General features: G+C 57.1%; 15 protein-coding genes and 1 pseudogene. 11 read left to right on the top strand and 5 right to left on the bottom strand.

The genetic code is table 11. The annotated features are described in order from the left end of the window. Positions 1-999: aminomethyltransferase family protein (locus EOA27_RS00005; protein WP_145970230.1), on the top strand; the 999-nt coding region annotated here is incomplete at its 5' end. 502 nt (positions 1,000-1,501) lie between these two features. Here EOA27_RS00005 and EOA27_RS00010 read toward each other — a convergent pair. From EOA27_RS00010 to EOA27_RS00030, 5 genes are all read right to left on the bottom strand, one after another. Beyond that, positions 1,502-2,695, bottom strand: a complete 1,194-nt coding sequence (locus EOA27_RS00010; protein WP_126080622.1) for a betaine/proline/choline family ABC transporter ATP-binding protein — start codon at positions 2,693-2,695, stop codon at positions 1,502-1,504. Positions 2,696-2,781: 86 nt separating this feature from the next. Continuing rightward, the gene (gene proX / locus EOA27_RS00015; RefSeq protein ID WP_126080623.1) at positions 2,782-3,753 is read right to left on the bottom strand and encodes a glycine betaine/L-proline ABC transporter substrate-binding protein ProX; all 972 of its coding nucleotides are present in this window, start codon (positions 3,751-3,753) and stop codon (positions 2,782-2,784) included. 27 nt (positions 3,754-3,780) lie between these two features. After that, positions 3,781-4,653 (bottom strand): ABC transporter permease subunit, encoded by an 873-nt coding sequence (locus tag EOA27_RS00020; protein ID WP_245466464.1) that lies wholly within the window; start codon positions 4,651-4,653, stop codon positions 3,781-3,783. A 367-nt stretch (positions 4,654-5,020) separates the two neighbouring features. Further along, positions 5,021-6,670: an ABC transporter substrate-binding protein gene (locus tag EOA27_RS00025; protein WP_126080625.1), complete on the bottom strand. Its 1,650-nt coding sequence runs from the start codon at positions 6,668-6,670 to the stop codon at positions 5,021-5,023. 59 nt (positions 6,671-6,729) lie between these two features. Further along, the gene (locus EOA27_RS00030; protein ID WP_126080626.1) at positions 6,730-8,268 is read right to left on the bottom strand and encodes a trimethylamine methyltransferase family protein; all 1,539 of its coding nucleotides are present in this window, start codon (positions 8,266-8,268) and stop codon (positions 6,730-6,732) included. 293 nt (positions 8,269-8,561) lie between these two features. Between EOA27_RS00030 and EOA27_RS00035 the strand changes: the two are divergent. The 10 genes and pseudogenes from EOA27_RS00035 (at position 8,562) to EOA27_RS00085 (ending at position 22,319) form a co-directional block, all read left to right on the top strand. Continuing rightward, positions 8,562-9,488, top strand: a pseudogene (locus tag EOA27_RS00035) (IS630 family transposase). Between the two features lie 1,711 nt (positions 9,489-11,199). Further along, a complete protein-coding gene (locus EOA27_RS00045) occupies positions 11,200-12,174 on the top strand; it encodes a thiamine pyrophosphate-dependent dehydrogenase E1 component subunit alpha (RefSeq protein WP_210214129.1) in 975 nt (324 codons plus the stop codon). Between the two features lie 23 nt (positions 12,175-12,197). Then, complete coding sequence (locus EOA27_RS00050; protein ID WP_206516850.1) at positions 12,198-13,154, top strand: transketolase C-terminal domain-containing protein; 957 nt, start codon at positions 12,198-12,200, stop codon at positions 13,152-13,154. Then, entirely contained in the window at positions 13,147-13,386 is a 240-nt protein-coding gene (locus EOA27_RS00055) for a biotin/lipoyl-containing protein (RefSeq protein ID WP_164762741.1), read from the top strand. The genes EOA27_RS00050 and EOA27_RS00055 overlap by 8 nt, the downstream gene beginning before the upstream one ends. A gap of 135 nt (positions 13,387-13,521) precedes the next feature. Then, complete coding sequence (locus EOA27_RS00060) at positions 13,522-14,265, top strand: SDR family oxidoreductase (RefSeq protein WP_126080629.1); 744 nt, start codon at positions 13,522-13,524, stop codon at positions 14,263-14,265. 128 nt (positions 14,266-14,393) lie between these two features. Beyond that, the gene (locus EOA27_RS00065; RefSeq protein ID WP_126080630.1) at positions 14,394-15,464 is read left to right on the top strand and encodes a 2-oxo acid dehydrogenase subunit E2; all 1,071 of its coding nucleotides are present in this window, start codon (positions 14,394-14,396) and stop codon (positions 15,462-15,464) included. Between the two features lie 391 nt (positions 15,465-15,855). After that, entirely contained in the window at positions 15,856-16,629 is a 774-nt protein-coding gene (locus EOA27_RS00070; protein ID WP_126080631.1) for an SDR family oxidoreductase, read from the top strand. 818 nt (positions 16,630-17,447) lie between these two features. After that, entirely contained in the window at positions 17,448-19,475 is a 2,028-nt protein-coding gene (locus tag EOA27_RS00075; RefSeq protein WP_126080632.1) for a CocE/NonD family hydrolase, read from the top strand. A gap of 306 nt (positions 19,476-19,781) precedes the next feature. After that, positions 19,782-21,365, top strand: a complete 1,584-nt coding sequence (locus EOA27_RS00080) for an ABC transporter substrate-binding protein (protein ID WP_126080633.1) — start codon at positions 19,782-19,784, stop codon at positions 21,363-21,365. A 15-nt stretch (positions 21,366-21,380) separates the two neighbouring features. Beyond that, on the top strand, positions 21,381-22,319 hold the full coding sequence (locus EOA27_RS00085) for an ABC transporter permease (protein ID WP_126080634.1): 939 nt from the start codon (positions 21,381-21,383) through the stop codon (positions 22,317-22,319). Position 22,320 lies beyond the last annotated feature (1 nt).

Raw genomic sequence — 22,320 nt, forward strand, 5'->3', positions numbered from 1 at the left:
CTCGATGCCGCCGCGTTGGTTGAGCATCTGGGTGTAGACGATCTTGACCGGCGCGACGCCTGTGCCTTCCTCCAGAAGCTCTGCGCCAACGACATGGACGTCGCGCCGGGCAAGATCGTCTACACCCAGATGCTCAACCAACGCGGCGGCATCGAGAGCGACCTGACGGTCTCGCGCCTGTCGGAGACGGCGTTCTTCCTCGTCGTCCCAGGCGCCACGCTGCAGCGTGACCTCGCCTGGCTGCGCCGCCATGTCGGCGGGCAGTTCGTTGTCGTCACCGACGTAACGGCGGCCGAAAGCGTGCTCTGTCTCATGGGTCCGGATGCGCGAAAGCTGATCCAGAAGGTCAGCCCGAACGATTTCTCCAATGAGAAAAATCCGTTCGGCACATTCCAGGAGATCGAGATCGGCATGGGCCTGGCCCGCGCCCACCGCGTCACCTATGTCGGCGAGCTCGGCTGGGAACTCTATGTCTCGACCGACCAGGCAGCACACGTTTTCGAAGCGATCGACGAGGCCGGTGCCGATGTCGGCCTGAAACTCTGCGGCCTGCACACGCTGGATTCCTGCCGCATCGAAAAGGCTTTCCGGCATTTCGGCCACGACATCACCGACGAGGACAATGTGCTGGAGGCCGGCCTCGGCTTCGCGGTGAAGACCGCCAAGGGCGACTTCATCGGCCGCGATGCCGTGCTGCGCAAAAAGGAAGCCGGCCTGTCACGCCGGCTCGTCCAGTTCCGGCTTAAGGATCCAGAGCCCCTGCTCTTCCATAACGAGGCGATCCTGCGCGACGGCAAGATCGTCGGTCCGATCACATCAGGCAATTACGGCCATCACCTCGGCGGCGCGGTAGGGCTGGGTTATGTGCCATGCCGGGGCGAGAGCGAGGCCGATGTGCTGGCTTCATCCTACGAGATCGAAATCGCCGGCGAACGCTTCGCGGCGGAAGCATCGTTGAAGCCGATGTACGATCCGAAGGCTGAAAAAGTGCGGGCCTGAGTTACAAACACCTATAGGAATGAGTGGATAGCTGCGCAACGCGTCTTCGCAAGGGATGCAGCTTCGATACGTAACGCGAGCAATTATACGTCAAGCGTCTAGGTGTCCGTATCCCCAATGCCGTCTCTTGTTGGGAGACCTTGAAAGTAGTGATGCTGGCCAAGGCCCGAGAGATATCAGCCCTAACCGCGGTGGAGCGGCTCAAGGCCTTGTAGGCAGACGTCCTCAGTACCGGTCCCTACGATCGACCACAGCCGTGGGTGGGTGGCAAGTCTTCAATAGGACCAATTTAAATGTGTCAGATCGGCGGTGGTAAAATGGGCGTGCGGATTTAAAGCCCGTTGCGTCCACCGCGCGTGGATCGCCCGGGCGGAACGTAAGTCATCGCCGCGAAAGGGCGACGGCGGGGTCCTTCACGAAAGTAGTTTCAGACTGTTCAGCATGCAGGGCGCCGGGGCACTGCGCGAGCACTTCTACTAAGCACGGGACAAGGTCGGTTCGCTCATTTCTTGCCTTCGTCGCTGTGAGCAGAGAGCGCAGCTGTGTCCATATCGATTGATCTTCCAGAGCTTGTTGGGCGGATTGAGGGGGCAGAGCTGCCCCCGTACTGGCAAATTTTTCCCGATTTCAAACCACTCACGGCCTTGGGGCTCGATATCACGCCTTGAATTCCTGAAAACAGGGCGCGCCGGGTGACGACGCCCGCCGGCTCGCTGCCGTCATAGACTGCGATCAGATCGCCGCCATCCGCAGCGGTGCTGATCACAGCGGAGAGCTTGTCAGTGGTTTGCACGCGGGGGAGCGCTTGGAATTTCTTTTCAGAAAGCGTCGCTATGCTGTCCCGCGGCTGCATGATCTTCCTGGCAGTGACGAGATTGAGCAGCGAAATGCCTGAGACGAAATCAGCGACATAGCGGTCCTTGGGCGCGGTTACGATGTCTTCCGGCGTTCCCACTTGAACGAACTTACCATCCTTCATGATCGCAATACGATCGCCCAGGCGAATGGCTTCGTCGAGGTCGTGTGTGATAAACACCGTTGTTTTCTGGACGACCTTCGCGAGGTCTAGGAACTGCTGTTGGAGTTGGCGGCGGATCAACGGGTCGAGCGCTGAGAACGGCTCGTCCAGTAACAGGATCTGCGGGTCTGCCGCCATGGCACGGGCAAGCCCCACCCGCTGCTTCATCCCGCCCGAGAGCTCGTCCGGGTAACGCTCGCCCCAACCGCTCAAGTCAACGAGCTTGAGGTTTTCTTCCGCCACGCGGCGGCACTCCTTGCGTGATTTGCCTCGGAGTTCGAGACTGAGGGAAACATTGTCGTAGACGGTGCGGTGCGGCAGCAGCGCCATGTGCTGGAAGACCATGCCGACCGTCTCTGAGCGAAGGGTCCGGAGTTCAGACGGCGAAAGTTTGTTGATGGCATTTCCGCCGATCCGAACCTCGCCTGCGGTTGGTTCGATCAGCCGATTGAGATGGCGGACAAGCGTCGATTTCCCTGAGCCGGACAGCCCCATGATGCAAAAGATCTCGCCGGGCTCGACCGAGAAGGACACATCGGCCACACCCAGAACGCAATCGAATTCTTCAAGGACTTGCCTCTTGCTGAACCCGCGATCGCGGGCCGCCGCGAGGGCTTTCCCTTTGCGCGTCCCGAAAATTTTCCACAAGCCGGAACAGACGATGGCGGGTATAGTCATGTGCGGAACTCTCGATAGTGTGTTGTGCCTATCTTCAGACCGTAATCGGCCGGCGGATGCCGCCGGCCGATTTAAACCTCAGAGCCTCACTTGGCGGCCTTGGCTTCAGCGATCCACTTTTCCCAATCAGCGTGGTGAGCGGCGATCCAGTCGGTTGCGTGTTTCATGATCTGCTCGTTGCTCTTTTCACCATTGGCAACCTTTTGATTTTCCGCGTTGACGTCCGCAATCGGGATCTGCACGAGCTCAAAGAATTTCTTGGCTTTCGGGTTGGCTTTCAGCCAAGTCGTATTGGCGATGATCTTCTGGTCGTTCACGGCGAAGCCAAGATTCCCGAGGCCTTCAACAACTGTGTTGCCGGTCTCCGCGTCAGGAAGAGAGGTGTTCTTGACGTTGAGCCAGACAACCTCCTTGCCTGGGCGGAGAATGGCAGATACCCACAGCGGCGTCCAAGTGTAGTACAGTGTCGGCTTGCCAGCCTTGATGCGTTCGATCGCGTCAGGAATGATGGCGAAATAGCCGCCTTGCTTTTCCTCGACGGTATCACGCAGGCCATAGGCGTCGAGCTGATGCTCGATCACGCGTTCGCAGCCCCACCCCGGTTCGCAACCGTAGAGGTCTGCCTTTCCATTCCCGTCGATGTCGAAAAGCTTGGCCTTCTCGGGATCCTTGAGGTCCTCAAGATACTTGATGCCAGTGGCGTCGGCCGTTTTCTTATCGATCAGATAGCCCTGCAGGCTGTTCTTGATTAGGGTGCCGACGCTCATCAGCTTTTCATCGCCGCCTGATGCTTTCCAGAAAGTGTCGTGAAGCGGAACCCAGTGCACCGCATAAAAGGTGAGATCGCCGTTAGCTACAGCGGTATGCGCCAGCTGAACTTGAACCTGGGTCAGGTCAGCTATGTTATAGCCGAGCTCCTTGAGACCCTCATCCACGACAAATGTCTGGAACAGCTCTTCTGTCGCTCCGCTCCAGGCCGGCATGACCTGATCTGCCATTGCCGGCACCGCATAGCCAGCCATCACGGCCATGGCCAGCGCCACACATTTTATCTTCATCGTTTCCTCCCTGTGTGAGCAAATTGCTCAGCTTCTGTGACTAGTTGTTAAGGTGACGGCCCTGAAAAGTCCCACCGGACCTTGATGCCAGAGCTCGCCCGGCCTTCGCTTCTGTGTCGACAGCGAATGCGTGAAGCGATCCAGCACGATGGCCAGCGCGACGATGCCCAGGCCCCCGACTGTCGCCAAACCCACATCAAGACGGCCTATGCCGCGCAGCACCGTCTGGCCCAGTCCACCAACAGCGATCATCGAACCGATGACCACCATCGATAGCGACATCATCAGCGTCTGGTTGATGCCGGCCATGACGGTGGGTAGCGCAAGCGGCAGCTGAGCCTTCCACAGAAGCTGACGCTCCGTAGCGCCGAAGGCGCGCATGGCTTCGATCACCTCTTCCGGTACCTGCCGTATGCCGAGGTTCGTAAGGCGGATCAGCGGCGCAACCGCAAAAATTACCGTAACGATCACGCCCGGCACGTTGCCGATACCGAAGAGCATCACAATGGGAACCAGGTAGACGAACGCTGGAATGGTCTGCATCCCGTCAAGGATCGGACGCATCACCACAAATACTCGCTCGCTCCGCGCCGCCCAGATACCGAGCGGAATGCCAAGCATCACCGCTACGACGAGCGAAGTCAGCACAATTGAAAGCGTCGTCATGGCGTCCTGCCAGACGCCGATGAGACCCATAAAGATGAGAGCGCCGACGATAACCCCGGCGACCTTCCGTCCGCCGAACTGCCAAGCCGCCAGGCCCGCAACGATGATCATCACGACCGGAGGAACCGAATGGAGCGCTATGCCGAACCACTGCAGTAGAAGGTCGAAGGGCGCCTTGACCGATTGAAAGAACGGCCTGTAGTGATCAACAACCCAGCGCAGCCCGATAGTCATCCAATCAGCGAGAGGGATTACCCCGCACTCAAAAGGATCTAGTATTCCGCACTTACCCATGTTGCTGTTCTCCAGAAGCTTTCTCGCTCGAAAACTTGCTACGCCACCAGGGTCCAGGGGAATATCGCGGCGTCGCGCTAAAGTTAGTTGTGTGCAATAGGTGCTCCGGATTCCGCAAGGCCCTACGGCAGGTAGAGCTACTCTTCTATTCCTGAGCAGGTCGCACCGTTACCGACAGATGCGCAGTTCTCCCTGCTTCATGGTGCCATCGTCCAGACTTCACCGTCCTGTTCACCCGACGACGTCCATCTGGACACCACGCTCCGGACCAGGCCTGCCCTCCAGTCGGCGTGCTCGACTGGAGCCTTCAGGCGGCGAGCCAGACGTTCTGCAGATCCATTTGAAACGTCGGGTGAATTACGTAGTTCTGGACCTTTTTGTTCATGTGACCGAAGAGGCTTTGCCAGAACGGCTGGATGATCACTCCGGAGTCCTGCAACACGTCCTCGATGTTCTTCATAAACTCTTTGCGCTCGGCAGCGTCACTCACGGAGAAGGCCTTCTTGAGCTTGGCGTCAAACTCGGGGTTTGAATAAGCGGTCTCATTCCAGGCTTCGCCAGTGCGATAGGCCAATGCAAGAACCTGAACGCCGAGGGGGCGCATGTACCAGACGGTCAGCGAATATGGGTACTTTGACCAGTCATTCCAGAATGTCGAACCCGGAAGCACAGTACGTTTGACCTTGAAACCGGCCTCGCGCAGCTGGGCCGCGATGGCGTCCCCGGTGTTTTTCTGCCAATCCTCGTCGATCGAGATCAACTCATGCTCGAAGTCTGTATGTCCGGATTGAGCAATGAGTTTCCTCGCGCCCTCTACGTTCCGGCTCTTTTTGGGCAGAGCATAATATTCCGGATGAATTGGGCTGACGTGATGGTTTTCGCCGACCGTTCCCCGCCCTGCATAGCCGAGTTGAAGGACAGCGTTGTTATCGACCGCCATCTGCAGCGCGTTTCGGACCTTCTTGTCGTCATATGGTTTGTGGGCGGTGTTGGTGCGGCACACGAGCGTCGTTGCCGTTGCGACTTCCGATTTTACCAGGTCCATCTTGTCCAGAATGTCGATGAAGTCAGCCGGAGTCTCCAGATTGAGATCGACCTCCCCGGACTCGAAAGCAGCCACCGTCGCCTGGAAGTCGGTCCCATAATCGACGAACTGCACGCCATCGAGCAACGCCTCGCCGCCCCACCACTTGCCATCCTGCCGGCGTTTGACTTCAGCCTTGCTGCCGACCAAGTAGGATACCAGTTCAAATGGACCCGTCCCAATCGGCTTCGTGACTGGGTCGGCGCCGCCGGCATCGAAACTGGGGTGGACGATCAGCCCGGGATAGTCGGTGAAATTCGCGATTATGGCGATGTCGGGGTCGCTTAGCTCGAGTTTGACGGTATAATCATCGACCTTGACGATCGCTCCATCTCTCGCCTTGCCGTTCTTGGCATCGATAAGCCCCCCGACACGAGCGGCCATCGAGTTGCCCGAGACGCCCTTCTCGCACCACCGGGTTATGTTGAAGATTACGTCATCGGCGTCGAATGTATCGCCGTTGTTCCAGGTGACGCTCTTCCGGACGTGGAAGACATACTCCGTCGCGTCCTCATTGATCTCCCAGCTTTCCAGCAGAACAGGTTCGAACGTGAACTCATGTGTGTAACGGACGAGCGGCTCCAGCCAGCAACGAGAGATGTTGGCAAGTTCCACCCAGTCATAGGTACGCGGGTCTTTCTGCGCCTTGACGGGCATTGAGACGCGCAGAATTCCGCCCTTCTTCTGTTCAGCGGCGCGCACCGATTGGGGAAATGCCACGCCGATCAGGCTATAGGCCATCGCACCCGAGGCGCCGAATGTACTTGCAAGCGCAAGGAACTCACGCCGGTCCATCGTGCCTGCTTTGACCTCGCTCGCCATCTTATCGATGGAAGCTGGAACGCGATCCCCATTGCTTCTGAAAAACGCCATGTTTCTTCTCCCTAATTTTATTGTTCCCGGTCCATTTATTCATGGGCGCCTGGCTGGACTTAGGCGAGGCTCGGGGAAATATCCTCCTGGCGTTTCGCCACAAACGCATCGAGTTCCTCGCGGACGGCAGGGTCCATCGGCGGCTGCTCGTAGCTCGCGATGATTGCTGTCGCCTTCTCCCTGCAGCGCTGTGCCATGTCCTTGGAACCTTTGACCTTCCACTGCTCGTAGCTTAGGTAGTCGAGGATCTCCGGCGCGATGAACGCGTCCTTGAAGCGCTTGAGCGTGAAGGAATCTCCGAGATAGTGGCCGCCGGGTCCGATGCGGCGGACGGCTTCGAGCGCATCCTCGAAATATTCGAATGATATGCCCCGCGCGTATTTCTCGATGAGCAGGTTCTGTTCAGCATCGGCGATGAACTTCGCCATGCAGCACACCAGACCGGCTTCATCCCAGCCGCCGGCATGCATCATAAGGTTGGAGCAGGCGCTGGCGCCGGACATGTAGGCGATGGCTGATTCATAACCGGACTGGGCATCGAAGGTTTTGGCGGAGGATTGAGACGCAGTGGTTCGCCACGGCACGTTATAGCGCCTTGCCAGTTGTCCGATGACGGCGTTGATCAGAGTAACTTCCGGCATGCCGGACATGGGGGCGCCGCTGCGCATCGACACCGAGACGGAATATTGACCGTAGATCATCTTGGCGCCTGGCGCGGCAAGCTGAGTATAGGCCAGCGCGGCGAGCGCCTCCGCATTCAACTGGGCGATCGTGGCGGGGATGTCGGCGGGAGTGTTGGCGGCGCCGAGCACGAATGGAGACAGCAGCACGACCTGGTTCGCGTCGGCGAAGGCGCGAAGCCCTTCCAGCATGGTCGAATCCCAGACAAGCGGCGAGTTGCCCGACACGTGACCGATCATCACCGCGTTCTGATCCATGAATGCCTTGCCATGCACGATCTGGCCCATCGCGATCGAGTCGTCGGCACGTTGCTTTCCGGTCGTCAGACCGAAGAAAGGCATGTTGGTTTCCACCAGGCTCGAATGATTGATGTGCAGATGGCGCCATGGCACGGCGATGTCGGTCGGCTCGCAGGTGAACCCGCCCGCGATATGGAAACCGGGCAGCATCTGGGTCAGCCGGTTCATGTTCCGGAGATCCTCGATCGTGGATGCGCGCCGCACGCCCTGAAGATCGCGGATGTTTGGCGCACCCTGCATGACGCCGAAAGTCATTGTATCTGGCGCGATCTCGAAACGCTGTGACGGATCGCGAGACGTCATTTCAAAACGGGAAGGGGCCTTGGAGATGAGATCCATGACCATGTCGGCCTCGAGGCGAACGCGGTGTTCACGGACATCCGCCCCCGCCTCTTTCCACTGCCTGATCGCTGTCTCATCTCTGAATTCGATCCCGATCTCGCGTAGGATCGCCAGCGAAGCCTGATGAATGCGCTCAAGCTGTTCGGCGTTGACGGCCTCCACAGGTCGAATTCCGTACTTGATAGTCGAGACACGCGGCCTTCTTTCAGCCTCCCGTGCCGCAACCACCGAAGACCGGCCTCCGCGGCGTCGGTTTGCGGGAACGTCAGTGTCCATTCAGAGCCTCGCCCGCGATAGCGGAACGACCGGCGTCCCGCATTAAAACACTCGTGGCCCCGCCGTCTAAGAAGGCGTGCCGGATTTGTATCTTGCTGATGATAGGCGCGGGCAATAGCCTTGAGAATGCGCAAAAGGTTTCGCTAGTCTTAAACCCACTTTATGTCCAAGTCCCTCGGGCGAAAGCTTTTTGCGATCCCATCACACCACTAGAGCAGTTCGCGTTTTATCTGATTCGGGATTCCCAAGGATGAGCAAATCAGATTTGATGTTCTGACCGTTGGAGGTCGGGACTGACGAAGGCTTATTCGATGGATCTTCGGGAGCGAGCACTGGCCCGACTTGAAGAGGGCGAGACGAGCCGTGAGGTAGCTGCGGCTCTGAGGGTGGCGGTGTCGAGCGTGATCAAGTGGGCGGCGCGCAAGCGTCGCCTTGGCAGTGCGGCACCTGGCAAGATGGGCGGTCACCGGCCCTATCTGATCGATGGGAGCATCGTGCTTTCGTCCTGGGCTAGGTCGAGCGAGATGCCAACGTGACGCTTCATCAGTTGACGGCGGCACTGGCTGAACGTGGTCTCATCATCCACCCTGCGAGCGTCGGTCACTTCCTGCATCGCGAGGGCAAGAGTTTTAAAAAACCCATTCTGCCGGCCGAGCAGTTCAAGCCCAAGCTGATGCGCCGGCGAGCGCAATGGATGCGCTACCAGACCCGCATTGACCCTACGCGCTTGGTCTTCCTGGATGAACCATGGGTCAAGACAAACATGGCGCCATTGCGCGGCTGGGGTGTGCGCGGCAAGCGGCTGATGGCCCACGCACCATATGGCCATTGGAAGACCATGACCTTCATCGCCGCGCTACGCCATGATCGGGTTGGAGGCGCCTTGGGTCATTGACGGCCCTATCAATGCGCAGGCCCTCCGTGCCTATGTCGCAACCGAGCTCATCAAAGCCCTGAAGCCGGGGGACATCGTCATTCTCGACAATCTCGGTTCCCACAAAGGCCAAGCCGTCCGCGATATCGTCAGAGCTGCTGGGGCGCGGCTCTTCTTCCTGCCGCCCTACAGTCCAGATCTCAATCCAATCGAGAAGCTGTTTGCTAAGCTCAAGCACTGCATCCGACCGTGCCGCCAAACGATCACAACGCCATCGCCCACACCCCAGGTCAGCCCAAACGAATGCAACAACTACATGGAAAGCGCAGGCTATAAGTCAACCTAAATGCGAACTGCTCTAGGACTGCAGAACCTGTGGACGTCGTTCCGCTATTCCTCTCGTGCCGTTCGGACTAATGCTGCCCGGGCCGGCCGCGTACGGTCGTTAGGCTCCCCCTTTCCAGGCGCGTATGGGATGGACTTTCGCGATCCCTCGCTGCGGGCATCGTGTCAGCGCAAAAATTGAATGCTCCTACGAGCGGCTTTAAGCTTGTCATGAAGATGGTCTATGTCGGGCAGCAATCTTTCGCCTGTCAAAGCACTAGCGTCTGGAATAAAGAGCGGCTGATTGCAGTAGAGTTCTTCGAACAGGCCTGAGAATTGAACCATCTGACCAGGAAGTGGCATTCAAATCGCGATTGCGGCGTGGTTGCTTGCGCATTCCGTGCCCTCATTGGCAAATAGCCGTTTGGACGGACAATTGAAGGTGCGCCCATGCATCGGCACGATCGACCTCGGAGCGTTTCTATCACGACTCGCGGCTGTTTGAAGATGTCCTTGGGTAAATTATGAACAAGGGGAAAGGTTCTCGACATGACGTTGCCCGATCAGTTCAAGCGCACTGTAGTCATTGCGGTGGATTTACATGACTGCATCGAAGCGGATGGGGCATGGTCGATCTACAATCGAGAAGAGCTGCTGCGGAGTGCCAAGACAGCTCTCCGATGCATGCCGTGCAGCGGGGCTGCCTATTGTCTATACACAGAATTGGTATGATCCAAGAGGAGTAGACGCGCTACGTCACGAGGCTTTGAACGGCGGACGCCCATCACATAGCGTCGGGCAGGCTGCCGAGATTCATCGTGGACCTGAAACCGGAAGCTAGCCTTGTACGAAAGCAGCGTCCCAGCGCGTTCTACAACACGAATTTGGAGATTTTGCTGCGCCGATTGAATGCGGACCATCTTATAATGTTCGGAGCTTAAGCGAGGTTTGTTTGGAAACGACAGTGTGAGACGCGATTTCGCGCGACTACCGCATCAGGATTTTCAAGGATGCCTGCGGCACCGCGACTGAACTGATGCATATGACGCCATGCTTGACTTGGCCAACTGGCTTTACGCAGGCTCGGTGATCACCGCGGACAACCTAAAGAGGGCTCTGGAGGGTATGCCAACAAGGATTGGCGCTTCGATAGGCCCACTGCATTTGCTTACACACTGGAAAACGTTAAATCCTCTCTACAGCTCCCTTTGAGAGAGACGGCCTCTCAATTGGAAGCCTTTTAAGCAGGCCTATCGCGAAGCCAACCGCCGGCGCGTCAGCCGATCCGGGCAGTAAAAGTTGGGTGGACAGAACTGGGCGGTCAGTTCACGCCGCTGCTGCATAGGGAGGAACCCGGTTCGCGGCACTGCTACAGTTGCCTTTCAGGTTCTGTCATGTGCGGATCTTAACGCGTCACGTTGAGTTCGCTGGCCGCGTTCTCGTACTTCATGCGCGGCCACCGGTCCACGGCGAGAAGCGATTACCTCGGGTGAAGATTGTGAGGCTTGATATCAATCAGGTCTATACCCGACGCCATCCTTTCAGTCTACGAGACGCCCGGAATATGGTTTATTCGAAAAGAGTTATTCTGGGCTTGCGTGCCGCGACAATCTTGGTCGGCGATAGGTATCGAGTAGCCACATCGACAACGGGTTTGACCGGAGTAGATCAACTTGGAACACAAAATAGAGGCGTCGACGTCTAACATTATGCCTGCTCAATTCGCGAGAAGCTTGTATTACGACATGGCGCGTATCAGGCAGTTTGAGAACCGGGTCGTCACCCTAGTCGATGACAACGAGATCGCCGGCGTATGTCACGAGTACAGCGGGCAAGAGGCGGTTGCGGTTGGTATTTGCGGCGCACTCACGACTTCAGACATCGTCACAAGTACCCATCGAGGGCATGGCCACACACTGGCGAAGGGCGGCGACGTTGGCAGAATGTTTGCTGAGCTGCTCGCGCGAACGGGCGGATACAATAAGGGTCGCGGCGGATCCATGCACATTGCTGACGTCGGGATTGGAATATTTGGGGCGAATGGTATCGTCGGCGCTGGAGCCCCTATAGCCTGTGGTGCGGCTCACAAATTCAAAGCTGCTCGCGAAAACCGCGTTGCTGTTTCATTCTTCGGCGACGGAGCAATCAACCAAGGGGTCCTCCACGAGGCGATGAACCTCGCGGCGATTTGGGATCTTCCTGTCATTTTCGTCTGCGAGAACAATCAGTACGCGATCTCGACGCCTCTCAAAGAAGTCACGATCCTAGACCCTTACGTTCGCGCCCAATCCTACGGAATGCCTGGTGTGTGCGTCGATGGCATGGACGTCGAGGCCGTTTATCACGCTGCTCTCACTGCTACGGAACGCGCTCGGACCGGCAAAGGCCCAACGTTCATTGAGTGTCAAACCTATCGCTACTTTGGGCATTATACAGGCGAGCGTCACATGAAGATGAACTATCGATCTCAAGAGGAAGTCGATCGCTGGAAGTTGCGGGACCCTATCAAGATCTGGGCGGCGCGTATGATGGAAAGTGGCTTGTGCGCTCAAGAAGACATTGAAGCTATCGATGCCGAGGTCAACATTGAGATCGATCGGGGCGTCGAGTTCGCTAGGAGCAGCCCCCCGCCGAACCCGGCCGAGGCTCTCGATTGCATGTATGCCGTGCCGTATCCGAACACTCCGGCATGGGGAGTAGAGCCGTGAGACAGCTGAGATTTCTTCAGGCCATGAACGAAGCCTACCATCAGGCCATGGGGGCAGATGAGAGTGTCATGATTATCGGGGAGGACATTCGAGGTGGAATTCGCGGTGAGACGAAAGGCCTCCATGGCGCTTTCGGCGATCTCCGCGTACTCGACACACCCATTTCCGAGGCAGCGTTCACCGGCTTCGCTACGGGGGCGGCTTTGGCCGGTTTGCGCCCAATCGTTCAGTTTCAAGTTCCCTCACTGATTTACGTCGCATTCGACCAGCTAGTCAATCAAGCGGCGAAGATGCGATTGATGTTAGGAGGTCAAGCAAATCTTCCAATCACTTACACGCTTATGGTGTCTGGATCGCGGGGTGGAAACGCGGGCCAGCACTCAGACAATCCCTATCCGTACCTCCTACACGCTGGCTTCAAGGTTGTTTGCCCTTCGAATGCCTACGACGCCAAGGGCCTCATGATCCAGGCGATCCGCGAAGACGACCCCGTCGTTTTCATAGCATCAGCCATGTCGCTTCCGCAAAAGGGTCCGGTGCCGGAGGAAATCTATGCCGTCCCTTTCGGTTGCGGTGACGTTAAGCGTGAAGGATCCGATGTCACAGTCATTGCTATCGGGCATTTAGTGCCCGAGGCTCTAGCTGTCGCTGAGCGCCTCGCCCAGGAGAAAAACATCAGCGTCGAAGTGTGGGATCCTCGGTCTCTCTTGCCGCTTGACAGGGAAGGGCTGTTGAAGTCCGTCAAGAAAACTGGCCGCGTCGTAATCTACGACGACACGAACCGTACTTGTGGGTTCGCCGCCGAATTGAGCGCAATAATAGGGGAGCTGGCGTTTTCATCTCTCAAGGCCCCGATCAAGCGTGTCACGCGAGCTGACGTTCCTATGCCGTTCAATCTTGCGCTCGAAGCTGCTGTTCTGCCGAAGCCGCAGCAACTGGAAGACGCGATCTTAGCCGTAAGGAGCTATGCTCATGTTTGAAGTTCGTATCCCGAAGATGGGTGCATCGACGGTCGAGGTTGATCTTACGAAGTGGTATGTTTCGGTCGGCACCTCGGTCGTTCCGGGTCAGATTCTAGCCGAAGTGGAGTCGGAAAAAACTAACATTGAGATAGAGGCGGAGACCGCAGGCGTGGTTGCCGAAATCCTTGTTGATGAAGGGTCAGCGACGGAAGTCGGAATCGTCATCTGTCGCATCAACACCGGGCAGTAGAAAAGAATCACGGTTCGTTACTTATCTGACTAAACTTCAGAACCTCCGGCGATTTAAGTGCCACTCCTGGCTGCTTACGTCTGCATACCCATTGGTTAGTATTCGGAGTCAACTGCTCGTTGCTGTAGGACTACCATGACGCGGGACAAACGCTTCGAAGGCAAGACGGTTTTGATTACTGGTGGAGCTCGAGGTCAAGGTGCGGCGGAAGCCGTCCAAATCGCAACGGAGGGAGGGCGGGTTGTCATCGGCGACCTCCTAGACGAGCAGGGCGAACAACTTGCAGCGACTATTGGTGAAAAAGCGTCATACGTGCATCTCGACGTCACTAGCGAGCAAGACTGGCGAAGCCTGATCCGCTGTCTGGAGGGGGAGGGGACGGGACTTCATGGTCTGGTCAACAACGCGGCGATTTATGAACCCGTGCCAATGAGGGATTCGAGCGTCGCGCTCTTCGAAAAGCACTTCCGTGTGAATCAGTTGGGTTGCTTCCTCGGTATGCGGGAAGTCTCACCTCTGATCGAGGCATCCGGCGGTGGCGCAATAGTAAACATCTCGTCTGTCGCCGGGATGCGCGGAAGTCGAACTTGTATGGCCTACTCCGCGACGAAATGGGCCCTTCGAGGCATGACAAAATGCGCGGCCCTAGAGCTTGCGCCAGCAGGAATCCGCGTCAATTCTATCCACCCCGGGTGGGTGGAAACCGACATGCTGCTCGCCGAGGATCCGTCCGACAGAGAGCGCCAGTACGCGCTCATTCCGCTCAAGCGGGCCGGGACGGTCGACGAGGTGGCCGACCTCGTTCTCTTCCTGCTCTCGAACGAGAGCCGCTACATTACCGGGGCGGAGATCGCGATCGACGGAGGACTGTTGCTGTGAGCATTTGAGCCTTCTTAGCCCCAACATCCGTTCAGCTCGAAGATTTTTCCGCTTCGTACCCCAAGCAGAGCAGCCCGAACCCGCAAACCGCTAGCCCGCTAGATACCTCAAAAGCCACAGTAGAGCCGATGCCTATCAACGTCAGAATGCCGGCCTTCGTTTCCGATATGGGAGCAGCCACCATTGTAAAATGGATGTTCAACGAGGGGGACGACATAAAGGCCGGAGATGTTTTGGCTCAAGTATCAAGCGGTAGCGATACAGGTGAGATCAAGGCCGCTGCCGGCGGTACTCTGGAAAGGATTGTCGTTCCGGAAGGCGCTAACGGTCTAAAAGTCAGGGACCTGGTCGCCGTTCTTGCCATAAAGACTGAAGCTGGTTCGGTTGCCGCAGCCCCTGGACAACGGTCCGACGCGCCTGGAGGCCCTGCTCCTGCAGCGTCGTCTGGAAGCAAAGGTGCCAAGGACGACGCTGTTCTTAAGCTGTTTGAGGGCGGATCATATGAACGCATACCTAACGACGGGATGCGAAGGACGATTGCACGTCGTCTGCTGACCTCGAAGCAAACCATTCCGCATTTCTATGTCGCAGTGGATTGCGAGATCGATCAGCTTCTAGGACTGCGCTCCCGACTCAACGGTGCGGCGCCTAGGGCCGCGGACGGACTGCCGGTCTACAAGTTGTCCGTCAATGACATGGTGATAAGGGCCTTGGCGCTTGCGCTGCGTGACGTTCCGGACGCGAATGTCTCCTGGACCGAGGGCGCTATTCTTAAACACCAGCACGTCGACATAGGGGTAGCTGTCTCGATCGCAGGCGGTCTGATCACGCCGATCATACGCAAGGCTGAACAGAAAACACTTCAAGTCATTTCCGCCGAGATGAAGGACCTCGGCAAACGCGCGAGAGATCGCAAGCTAAAGCCTGAAGAATATGAAGGCGGCACGACATCGATCTCGAACATGGGCATGATGGGGGTCAAAGAGTTCGCTGCCGTGATCAATCCCCCCCACGCTACGATTCTGGCAGTCGGTGCGGGCAGACAGCATGTAGTCGTCAAGAGCGGTTCAATGGCCATCGCAACGGTGATGAGTGTTACCCTTTCCATCGACCATCGCTGTGTGGACGGCGTGCTCGGAGCAAAGTTGCTGCAGATATTTAAGAGCTATATTGAAAATCCTATGAGCATGGTCGCCTGAGCATGAGGTCCAAGTTTGGCAACTAGACGCTTGCGTTATGGCCGGCGAAGGTAGCGTATTCGCGATCTTGCGCATGAGCGGCTGGACATAAGCTGGGTTTACGGCCAGCGAATCCTTTTGCGCATTCTCAGGACAATTGCTGGCGCCTATCATTGCAAGCCAATTGGCCAGGCTGCCTATACGGGTTGTTTCTGCGGCAGAATGTTGATCCCTGTCGGACGGTGCTGGACAATGTCATTCCGTATCCGTGTCGCGGGGCCGTTTTAGTGATGATAGCCGGCAGAGTGGCACAGACCCGCAAAAGCAACAACGGGCGCCACCCGTATCGGGATCATGATCCCGGTCAATTTATTGGGGCGAGGCCAACATACAAACTTGGATCAAAGGCAGCATGGATTATCTGAAGAAATTCGACCTGTCCGGCAAGCGTGCAATTGTAACCGGAGGGGGGCGCGGTATCGGGCTTGAAATCGCTCACGCTCTCGGCCAAGCGGGCGCGTCAATTGTCATCGCGGACTTGGACGCGAATAGCGCTGCTGCCGCTGCGGCCAAACTCGCATCATGCGGTATCGCGGCAAGTCATCGCGGCATCGATGTGGCAAAGCCGGATGCGGTTACGGCGCTCGCCGACGAACTGAATGCCGAACAGCCGATCGACGTCCTTATTAACAATGCCGGTATAGCCCGGATAACCGAGGCCCTCGACACTTCCGACGCGGACTGGCTGGCAACGATGCGGGTCAATTCGGATGCTGCATTTTGGTGTGCGAGGGCCTTTGGCCGGCACATGATCGCCCGTCGCTGGGGCAACATCGTGAACATCGGATCCATGTGCGGCATGATAGTGACGCAGCCACAGAACAACACCGCCTATATTACCAGTAAGGGCGCCATTCACATGATGACGAAGTCGCTGGCCTGTGCCTGGGCAAAGCATAATGTGCGAGTAAATGCGGTAGCTCCAGGATATGTTACAACAGAGATGACAATTTCCCCGAGGAATGAAAGCTCATTTCAGTATGATCGATGGTTAGAGCAGACTCCGCTGGGAAGAATGGGCGAGTCCCATGAAGTTGCATCCGCGGTGCTGTTTCTTGCCAGCCCTGCATCAAGCTATTGCACGGGAGCCATCCTGTCCGTTGATGGCGGCTATACATGTATGTGAGCGACGGATAATTCATTGGAAGTGACTAACTGCCGCGTCAGTAAGATGTCACTTCAGAATCAATATAAGCGTATCGATTTGGGGGAGTGGAATGTTGGTGCAGGTGCGTCGGGTGCGGAGCCACCTAAGAGCTTAAAATCGTGGCGTGAAGGATAACTTGGACGTTCGGGTTTTAGAGAGAGATCTCGTTGGGGAAAACGGGCCATGGCCTGCTATTTGGCGCATTAACCGCCGCTGATCCGCCTGCATCCGCCGGCCGGTCGCGGTTGCGGGAAGAACATCCGCTGGCTGGCCGGAGTCAAATAAAGTCGTATAGCCGGACGATGCGTGACGATCCTGCGCAACCGCGGAATACGGATCTCCATTGCGAGATTTGTCGGGCTATCACTAAAGGCTGAGAGGTGCCCCAGATAGGCTGATGGGAAGTTGATGGCAAACTAGGCTCGGTGAGGCGACCGGTCTCACGCCACCATGACATCCCGCCGCTCGGGTGTTGGGCCGAGCCTTGACGCGCTCCATGCGAGAGCCAAGTTGACCTAAGTCTGCGCGAAACCTGTCACTCGGGACTAAGGCTAGCGAGCGCAACGTTTGATATGAATCGGCTTTATGCCAGTCGCGAGCTTTTCAGTCTGCGACTCTTCAGCCTCGTCGTCTATTCGAGGTGAGGACGAGGACGGCGCTCGCAACTTGGTCGCCGGTCCCCCTTCGACGAACACGGGTATCCCTGCCACCGCTTTTGTTCCAGCAGGTTACCCGCCGCCTTCTTGCTGAACCTCAAGGGCAGTTCGGCAAGCGCGAACGCATATGAGGATTGGACCATGGATGACATCCGCGTTGTTACCGACTTCCCCCGCAAAGTGCGCGAGATCGAGAATGTCTGGATCCCGATGCCGGACGGGGTAAAGCTCGCTGCCCGCCTCTGGTTGCCGGAGGACGCCGAGGCGGACCCGGTCCCCGCCATCCTCGAATACCTGCCCTATCGAAAGAGGGATGGGACTGTGGAGCGCGACCAACTCACCCATCCATACTTCGCCGGGCATGGCTATGCAGGTGTGCGCGTGGACATGCGCGGTTCGGGTGATAGCGAAGGGGTCTGCAGGGGCGAATATCTCAAACAAGAGCAGGACGACTGTCTTGCCGTGATCGAATGGTTGGCGAAGCAATTATGGTGCTCAGGCAGTGTCGGTATGATTGGCATCTCCTGGGGCGGGTTCAACAGCCTTCAGGTTGCTGCCCGCCGTCCGCCAGCCCTCAAGGCGATAATCTCGCTGTGTTCGACCGACGATCGATACCGGGATGAATGTCACTATTTCGGCGGCGCGCTTATGTGCGAAAATTTGATGTGGGGGGCAGCGGCTTGGGCGATTGCCATGACCCCGCCCGATCCAGCTCTTGTGGGAGAACGCTGGCGTGAGATTTGGGAAGAGCGGCTCAACGGCAACGGGATCTGGCTGCAAGACTGGTTCGCGCACCAGCGTCGGGACGATTTCTACAAGCATGGTTCTATCTGCGAGGACTATTCCAACATCGAGATTCCTGTCTACGCGGTGGGTGGCTGGGCGGACGCCTATCCCAACGCCATCTTGCGCATGCTCGAGAACCTGCCGGGACCTCGCAAAGGCCTGATCGGCCCTTGGGCTCATAAGTATCCTCACATCGCCATGCCCGGGCCTCGCATCGGCTTTCTCCAGGAATGCTTGCGCTGGTGGGACCAGCATCTTAAAGCCATCCACACCGGCGTTGAGGACGAGCCGATGTTGCGCGCGTGGATTCAGGATCCTTTGCCCCCCGCCGCCATCTACGACGAGCGGCCAGGCCGTTGGATCGCTGAGCCTTCCTGGCCGACGGCGAGCATTGTCGAAAGACGGCTGTCGCTCTCACCGGGACTTCTTGCCGAAGGAGATGGCAGTGATGCTGTTCTTACGATCTGTTCACCGTCCACTTCGGGGCTATCATCCGGTGTTTGGTGCGCGTATGGCGCAGTGCCGGACCAGCCCATCGACCAGCGCATGGAAGCCGGAAACGCCTTGGTATTCGAAACCGAGCCTCTTCTGGAGGAGGTAGACCTTCTCGGCTTCCCCGAGCTTGAGGTAACCCTCTCTTCCGACAAAGCAGTGGCAATCCTATCGGCCACGCTTTCGCTCGTGTTTAAGGACGGCTCGGCCACCCGTGTGAGCTATGGCATTCTGAATTTGACCCATCGCCACGACGACCTCGATTTGAAGCCAATGACGCCCGGTAAGGCTGAAGCAATACGCCTGAAGCTGCGGTCTTGCGGGCAACGCTTTGAAAAAGGGCAACGCATAAGGCTCGCCATCGCCACCAGCCATTGGCCTATTGTCTTTCCTAGTCCAGAGAGGGCAAGTCTATCAATACATTGTGCGGCCAGCAGGCTTATCTTGCCGGTGCGCAAAGCGAATGCCGTAGACTCCAAACTTGTACCGTTTCTGAAGCCAGAGAGTGCTCGGCCGATGGCAACAGAGACTATTAAGCCTGGTAAACCTTTCTGTCGCGAGGTAATCACCAACCAAGCCACGGGCGAGACAACTTTCCGGATGGCGAGCGACGCGGGGACCGTGGTGCATCCGCACACCGGAATGGTCATTTCGGCTAAGCACAGTGACACACTTACCATGCATCCCGACGATCCGAGCTCGGCGCGCGGAACCTCCAACTGGGAAAAGTCGTACGCCCGCGGTAACTGGAACGTGCATATTGCGCTCTCGGCCACTGTCCGCGCGCTGCGCGACGTATGGCGCATCGAGACACATATCGTGGCGAAGGAAGGCGACAAGCTTTTACTTGAACGAGACGACGTCAAGGAGTTCGCTCGGGACTTAAACTGACCGGTACTGGTCCCGCTCGGCCGGGGTTCAAATGTCGCTTTTTACAACGAGATAGTAGGTATTGACGCGTTCCAACCAGCAGTGAGGTTCACGCCATCTCCGCAACTTCTGAAGGAAAGAGTGCTGCGTCGGCAACTAGGCCGAGAGCTCATGACATAAACAGAATTTATGCCTGACGGTATCTTTTCCGCCTGCGGCTTGGCTGCCCCATAGTATATTCCAAAGAGAAACACACCCGAGCAAGGAACGCGGGCGCCGCGGCCACGGCAAGACGCCTCGGCAAGTCGCTCGGCAAGGGGAACAGCCATGGAGGACATGATGCAAAGTGTAAGCCGCCGCACCTTTCTTAGGGCAGGAGCCGCGCTAAGCGGTGGCATAATCTCTGCTGGCATGCCCTTGTCTCAAGTCATCTGGGCGGCCGAAGGCAAGGTGCTCGAGGTGCGTTCCAGTGGAGACCTGGTCACGCTGGATCCCGCTTTCCTCGGGCAGGCGGCGGAAGTAGACCTAACAAACTGTATCTATTCAAAGCTCACGCGATATAAGCCCGGCACCGAATGGGGCTGGGAGTTAGAGGCTGCAGACAAGATCGAGCAGGTTGATCCCACGCATATCCGATTTCGCCTCAAGAAAGGCATAAAATTTAGTGGCGATTACGGCGAGCTGACGGCCAAGGATGTTAAGTTCTCTTTCGAGCGCGTCATCAAGCTCAATTCACCCATCAAGCCCCAATGGGGCTCGTTAAATCACGTCGAGGTGGAGGACGACTACAGTGGTGTTATCGTGTTCAACGCGCCATTTGCGGCTGTTTGGCTTGTTCCGCTGCCTTATGCCGTCGGCCAAATCGTTTCTGAGGCTGCGGTAAGGAAAGCCACCAAGGACGGCGGTAATTTCGGTGTGAAGCCGCCAGCATTCTCAGGTCCCTACGTGCTGGCTGACTGGAAGCCCAACCAGTACGCACTTCTCACGAGAAATCCGGACTGGTCAGGCCCCAAGCCGGGCTTCGACGAAATCCGTATCCTGCCTATTCCGGACGCTAAGGCAGCGGAACGTGCTTATCAGGCGGGCGACGTCGATTTCACCGTAGTCGGTTTGGACTCTCTCGCGGCGTTCAAGAGCAATCCGCCCGCCAACACGGAGATCGCGGAAAGGGCATCGACCCGTTATACATGGATCGGCATGAACATGGATCATCCCAAACTGAAGGACATAAATGTCCGCAGGGCGATCCAATGGGCGATCAATGTACCACAGGTTTTAGATACCGCGTATGACGGTCAGTCAATTGCGGCCACGGGTATTATTCCTCCAGGTATCGTTGGGCATCGCGCAAAGACTCTGGTTCCGCCGGAAGGTGATCTCTCAAAAGCCAAAGAGCTTCTCGAGAAGGCTGGGGTAAATGGTTTGACATTGAGCCTCGACTGTACAAACGACAGCCAGACTTCAGCCATAGCTCAGACGGTGCAGGCACAATTGTCCCAAGTCGGAATTTCTCTGGTGGTTAATGCCCGAGATCCCGGGACATTCTGGTCACTCGGCGTGGAGTCTGAGGGAGACAGCTGGAAGGACGTGCAGCTCTTTATTATGACCTTCTCCGGACTGCCGGATCCGTACGACTACGTGACTTGGTTCGTGCAAGATCAAGTGGGTATATGGAACTGGCAACGCTTCCGCAGCCAACGCTTTGACGAGCTAAACGCTAAGGGACTGTCCATTAACGATCCCAACGAGCGGGCAAAGGTTTACGAGGACATGCAGGACTTGATGGAAGATTCTGGCGCATTTCGGTTCCTGACCAATGAGACCAATCCAATCCTATATCGGAAGACGCGAATGAAAGCGGCGATGCGCCCAGATGGAACCCCATTATATATCGATTTCCAGCCGGCTTAAGCTTGAGCGTGAACTGTGTGGATCTATCTACTGAAACGCGTTTTCCTCGCGGTCGCCATTACGGTGATCGCGGTGACCCTTGTGTTCATGATGATCCATGCGGTGCCTGGCGACCCAGCCGTTGCTCTGCTAGGTCCCCGCGCCACGCCTGAAATGATAGCGCACCTTCATCGGGAGATGGGGCTGGATAAGCCGCTTGCCGTGCAGATCGTCATTTTCTTCGAAGGGCTGCTGCAAGGCAATCTTGGTTTTGATGTGTTGAGCCAACGTCCGGTTGCGGACATAATATTCGAGCAACTTCCTTATACTATCGAACTAATCTTCGTCTCGATTTTGTGGGCGGTGGCGATTGCGGTGCCGCTCGGTTGTTATTCGGCCATGAGGCGTAATTCTGTCATCGACCAGATCGTCGCGATCATGGCAGTCGCCACGATCGCGATTCCTTCGTTCGTCATGGCTGTCTACGCACTCCTGATCTTCGCTGTCACGCTCCATTGGTTACCAGCAGTCGGAGCCGGACAGGGTTTTTTGGACGGCCTTGTTCATCTCATTCTGCCAGCCTTCGCCGTCGGGATCGGCTGGGTTGGATACATCTCCCGGCTGGTACGGGCATCCATGATGGAGATCCTGGGTGAAAACCATGTGCGAATGGCCCGTTCCTTCGGCATTTCCGAATGGCGCATTGTTTTGCATTACGCGCTGCCGCTTGCGATCCTGCCGACAGTGACGATCCTCGGCGTGGGCATAGCGTGGTTGCTTTCGTCAGCTGTCTTTATCGAGGTCGTTTTCGCAAGACCAGGTATCGGTGCCTTGATTGTACAGGCGGTCAACACGCGCAACTATGCAGTCGTAATAGGGGCCGTGCTAGTCACCACTGTTGTTACTGTCTTGGCGACGACGGCGTCCGATCTGATCGCTGCCTCTCTTGATCCTCGAACCCGCGAGAAACTTTAGC

The sequence above is a fragment of the Mesorhizobium sp. M2A.F.Ca.ET.037.01.1.1 genome, assembly GCF_003998075.1.
Lineage (GTDB): Bacteria > Pseudomonadota > Alphaproteobacteria > Rhizobiales > Rhizobiaceae > Mesorhizobium.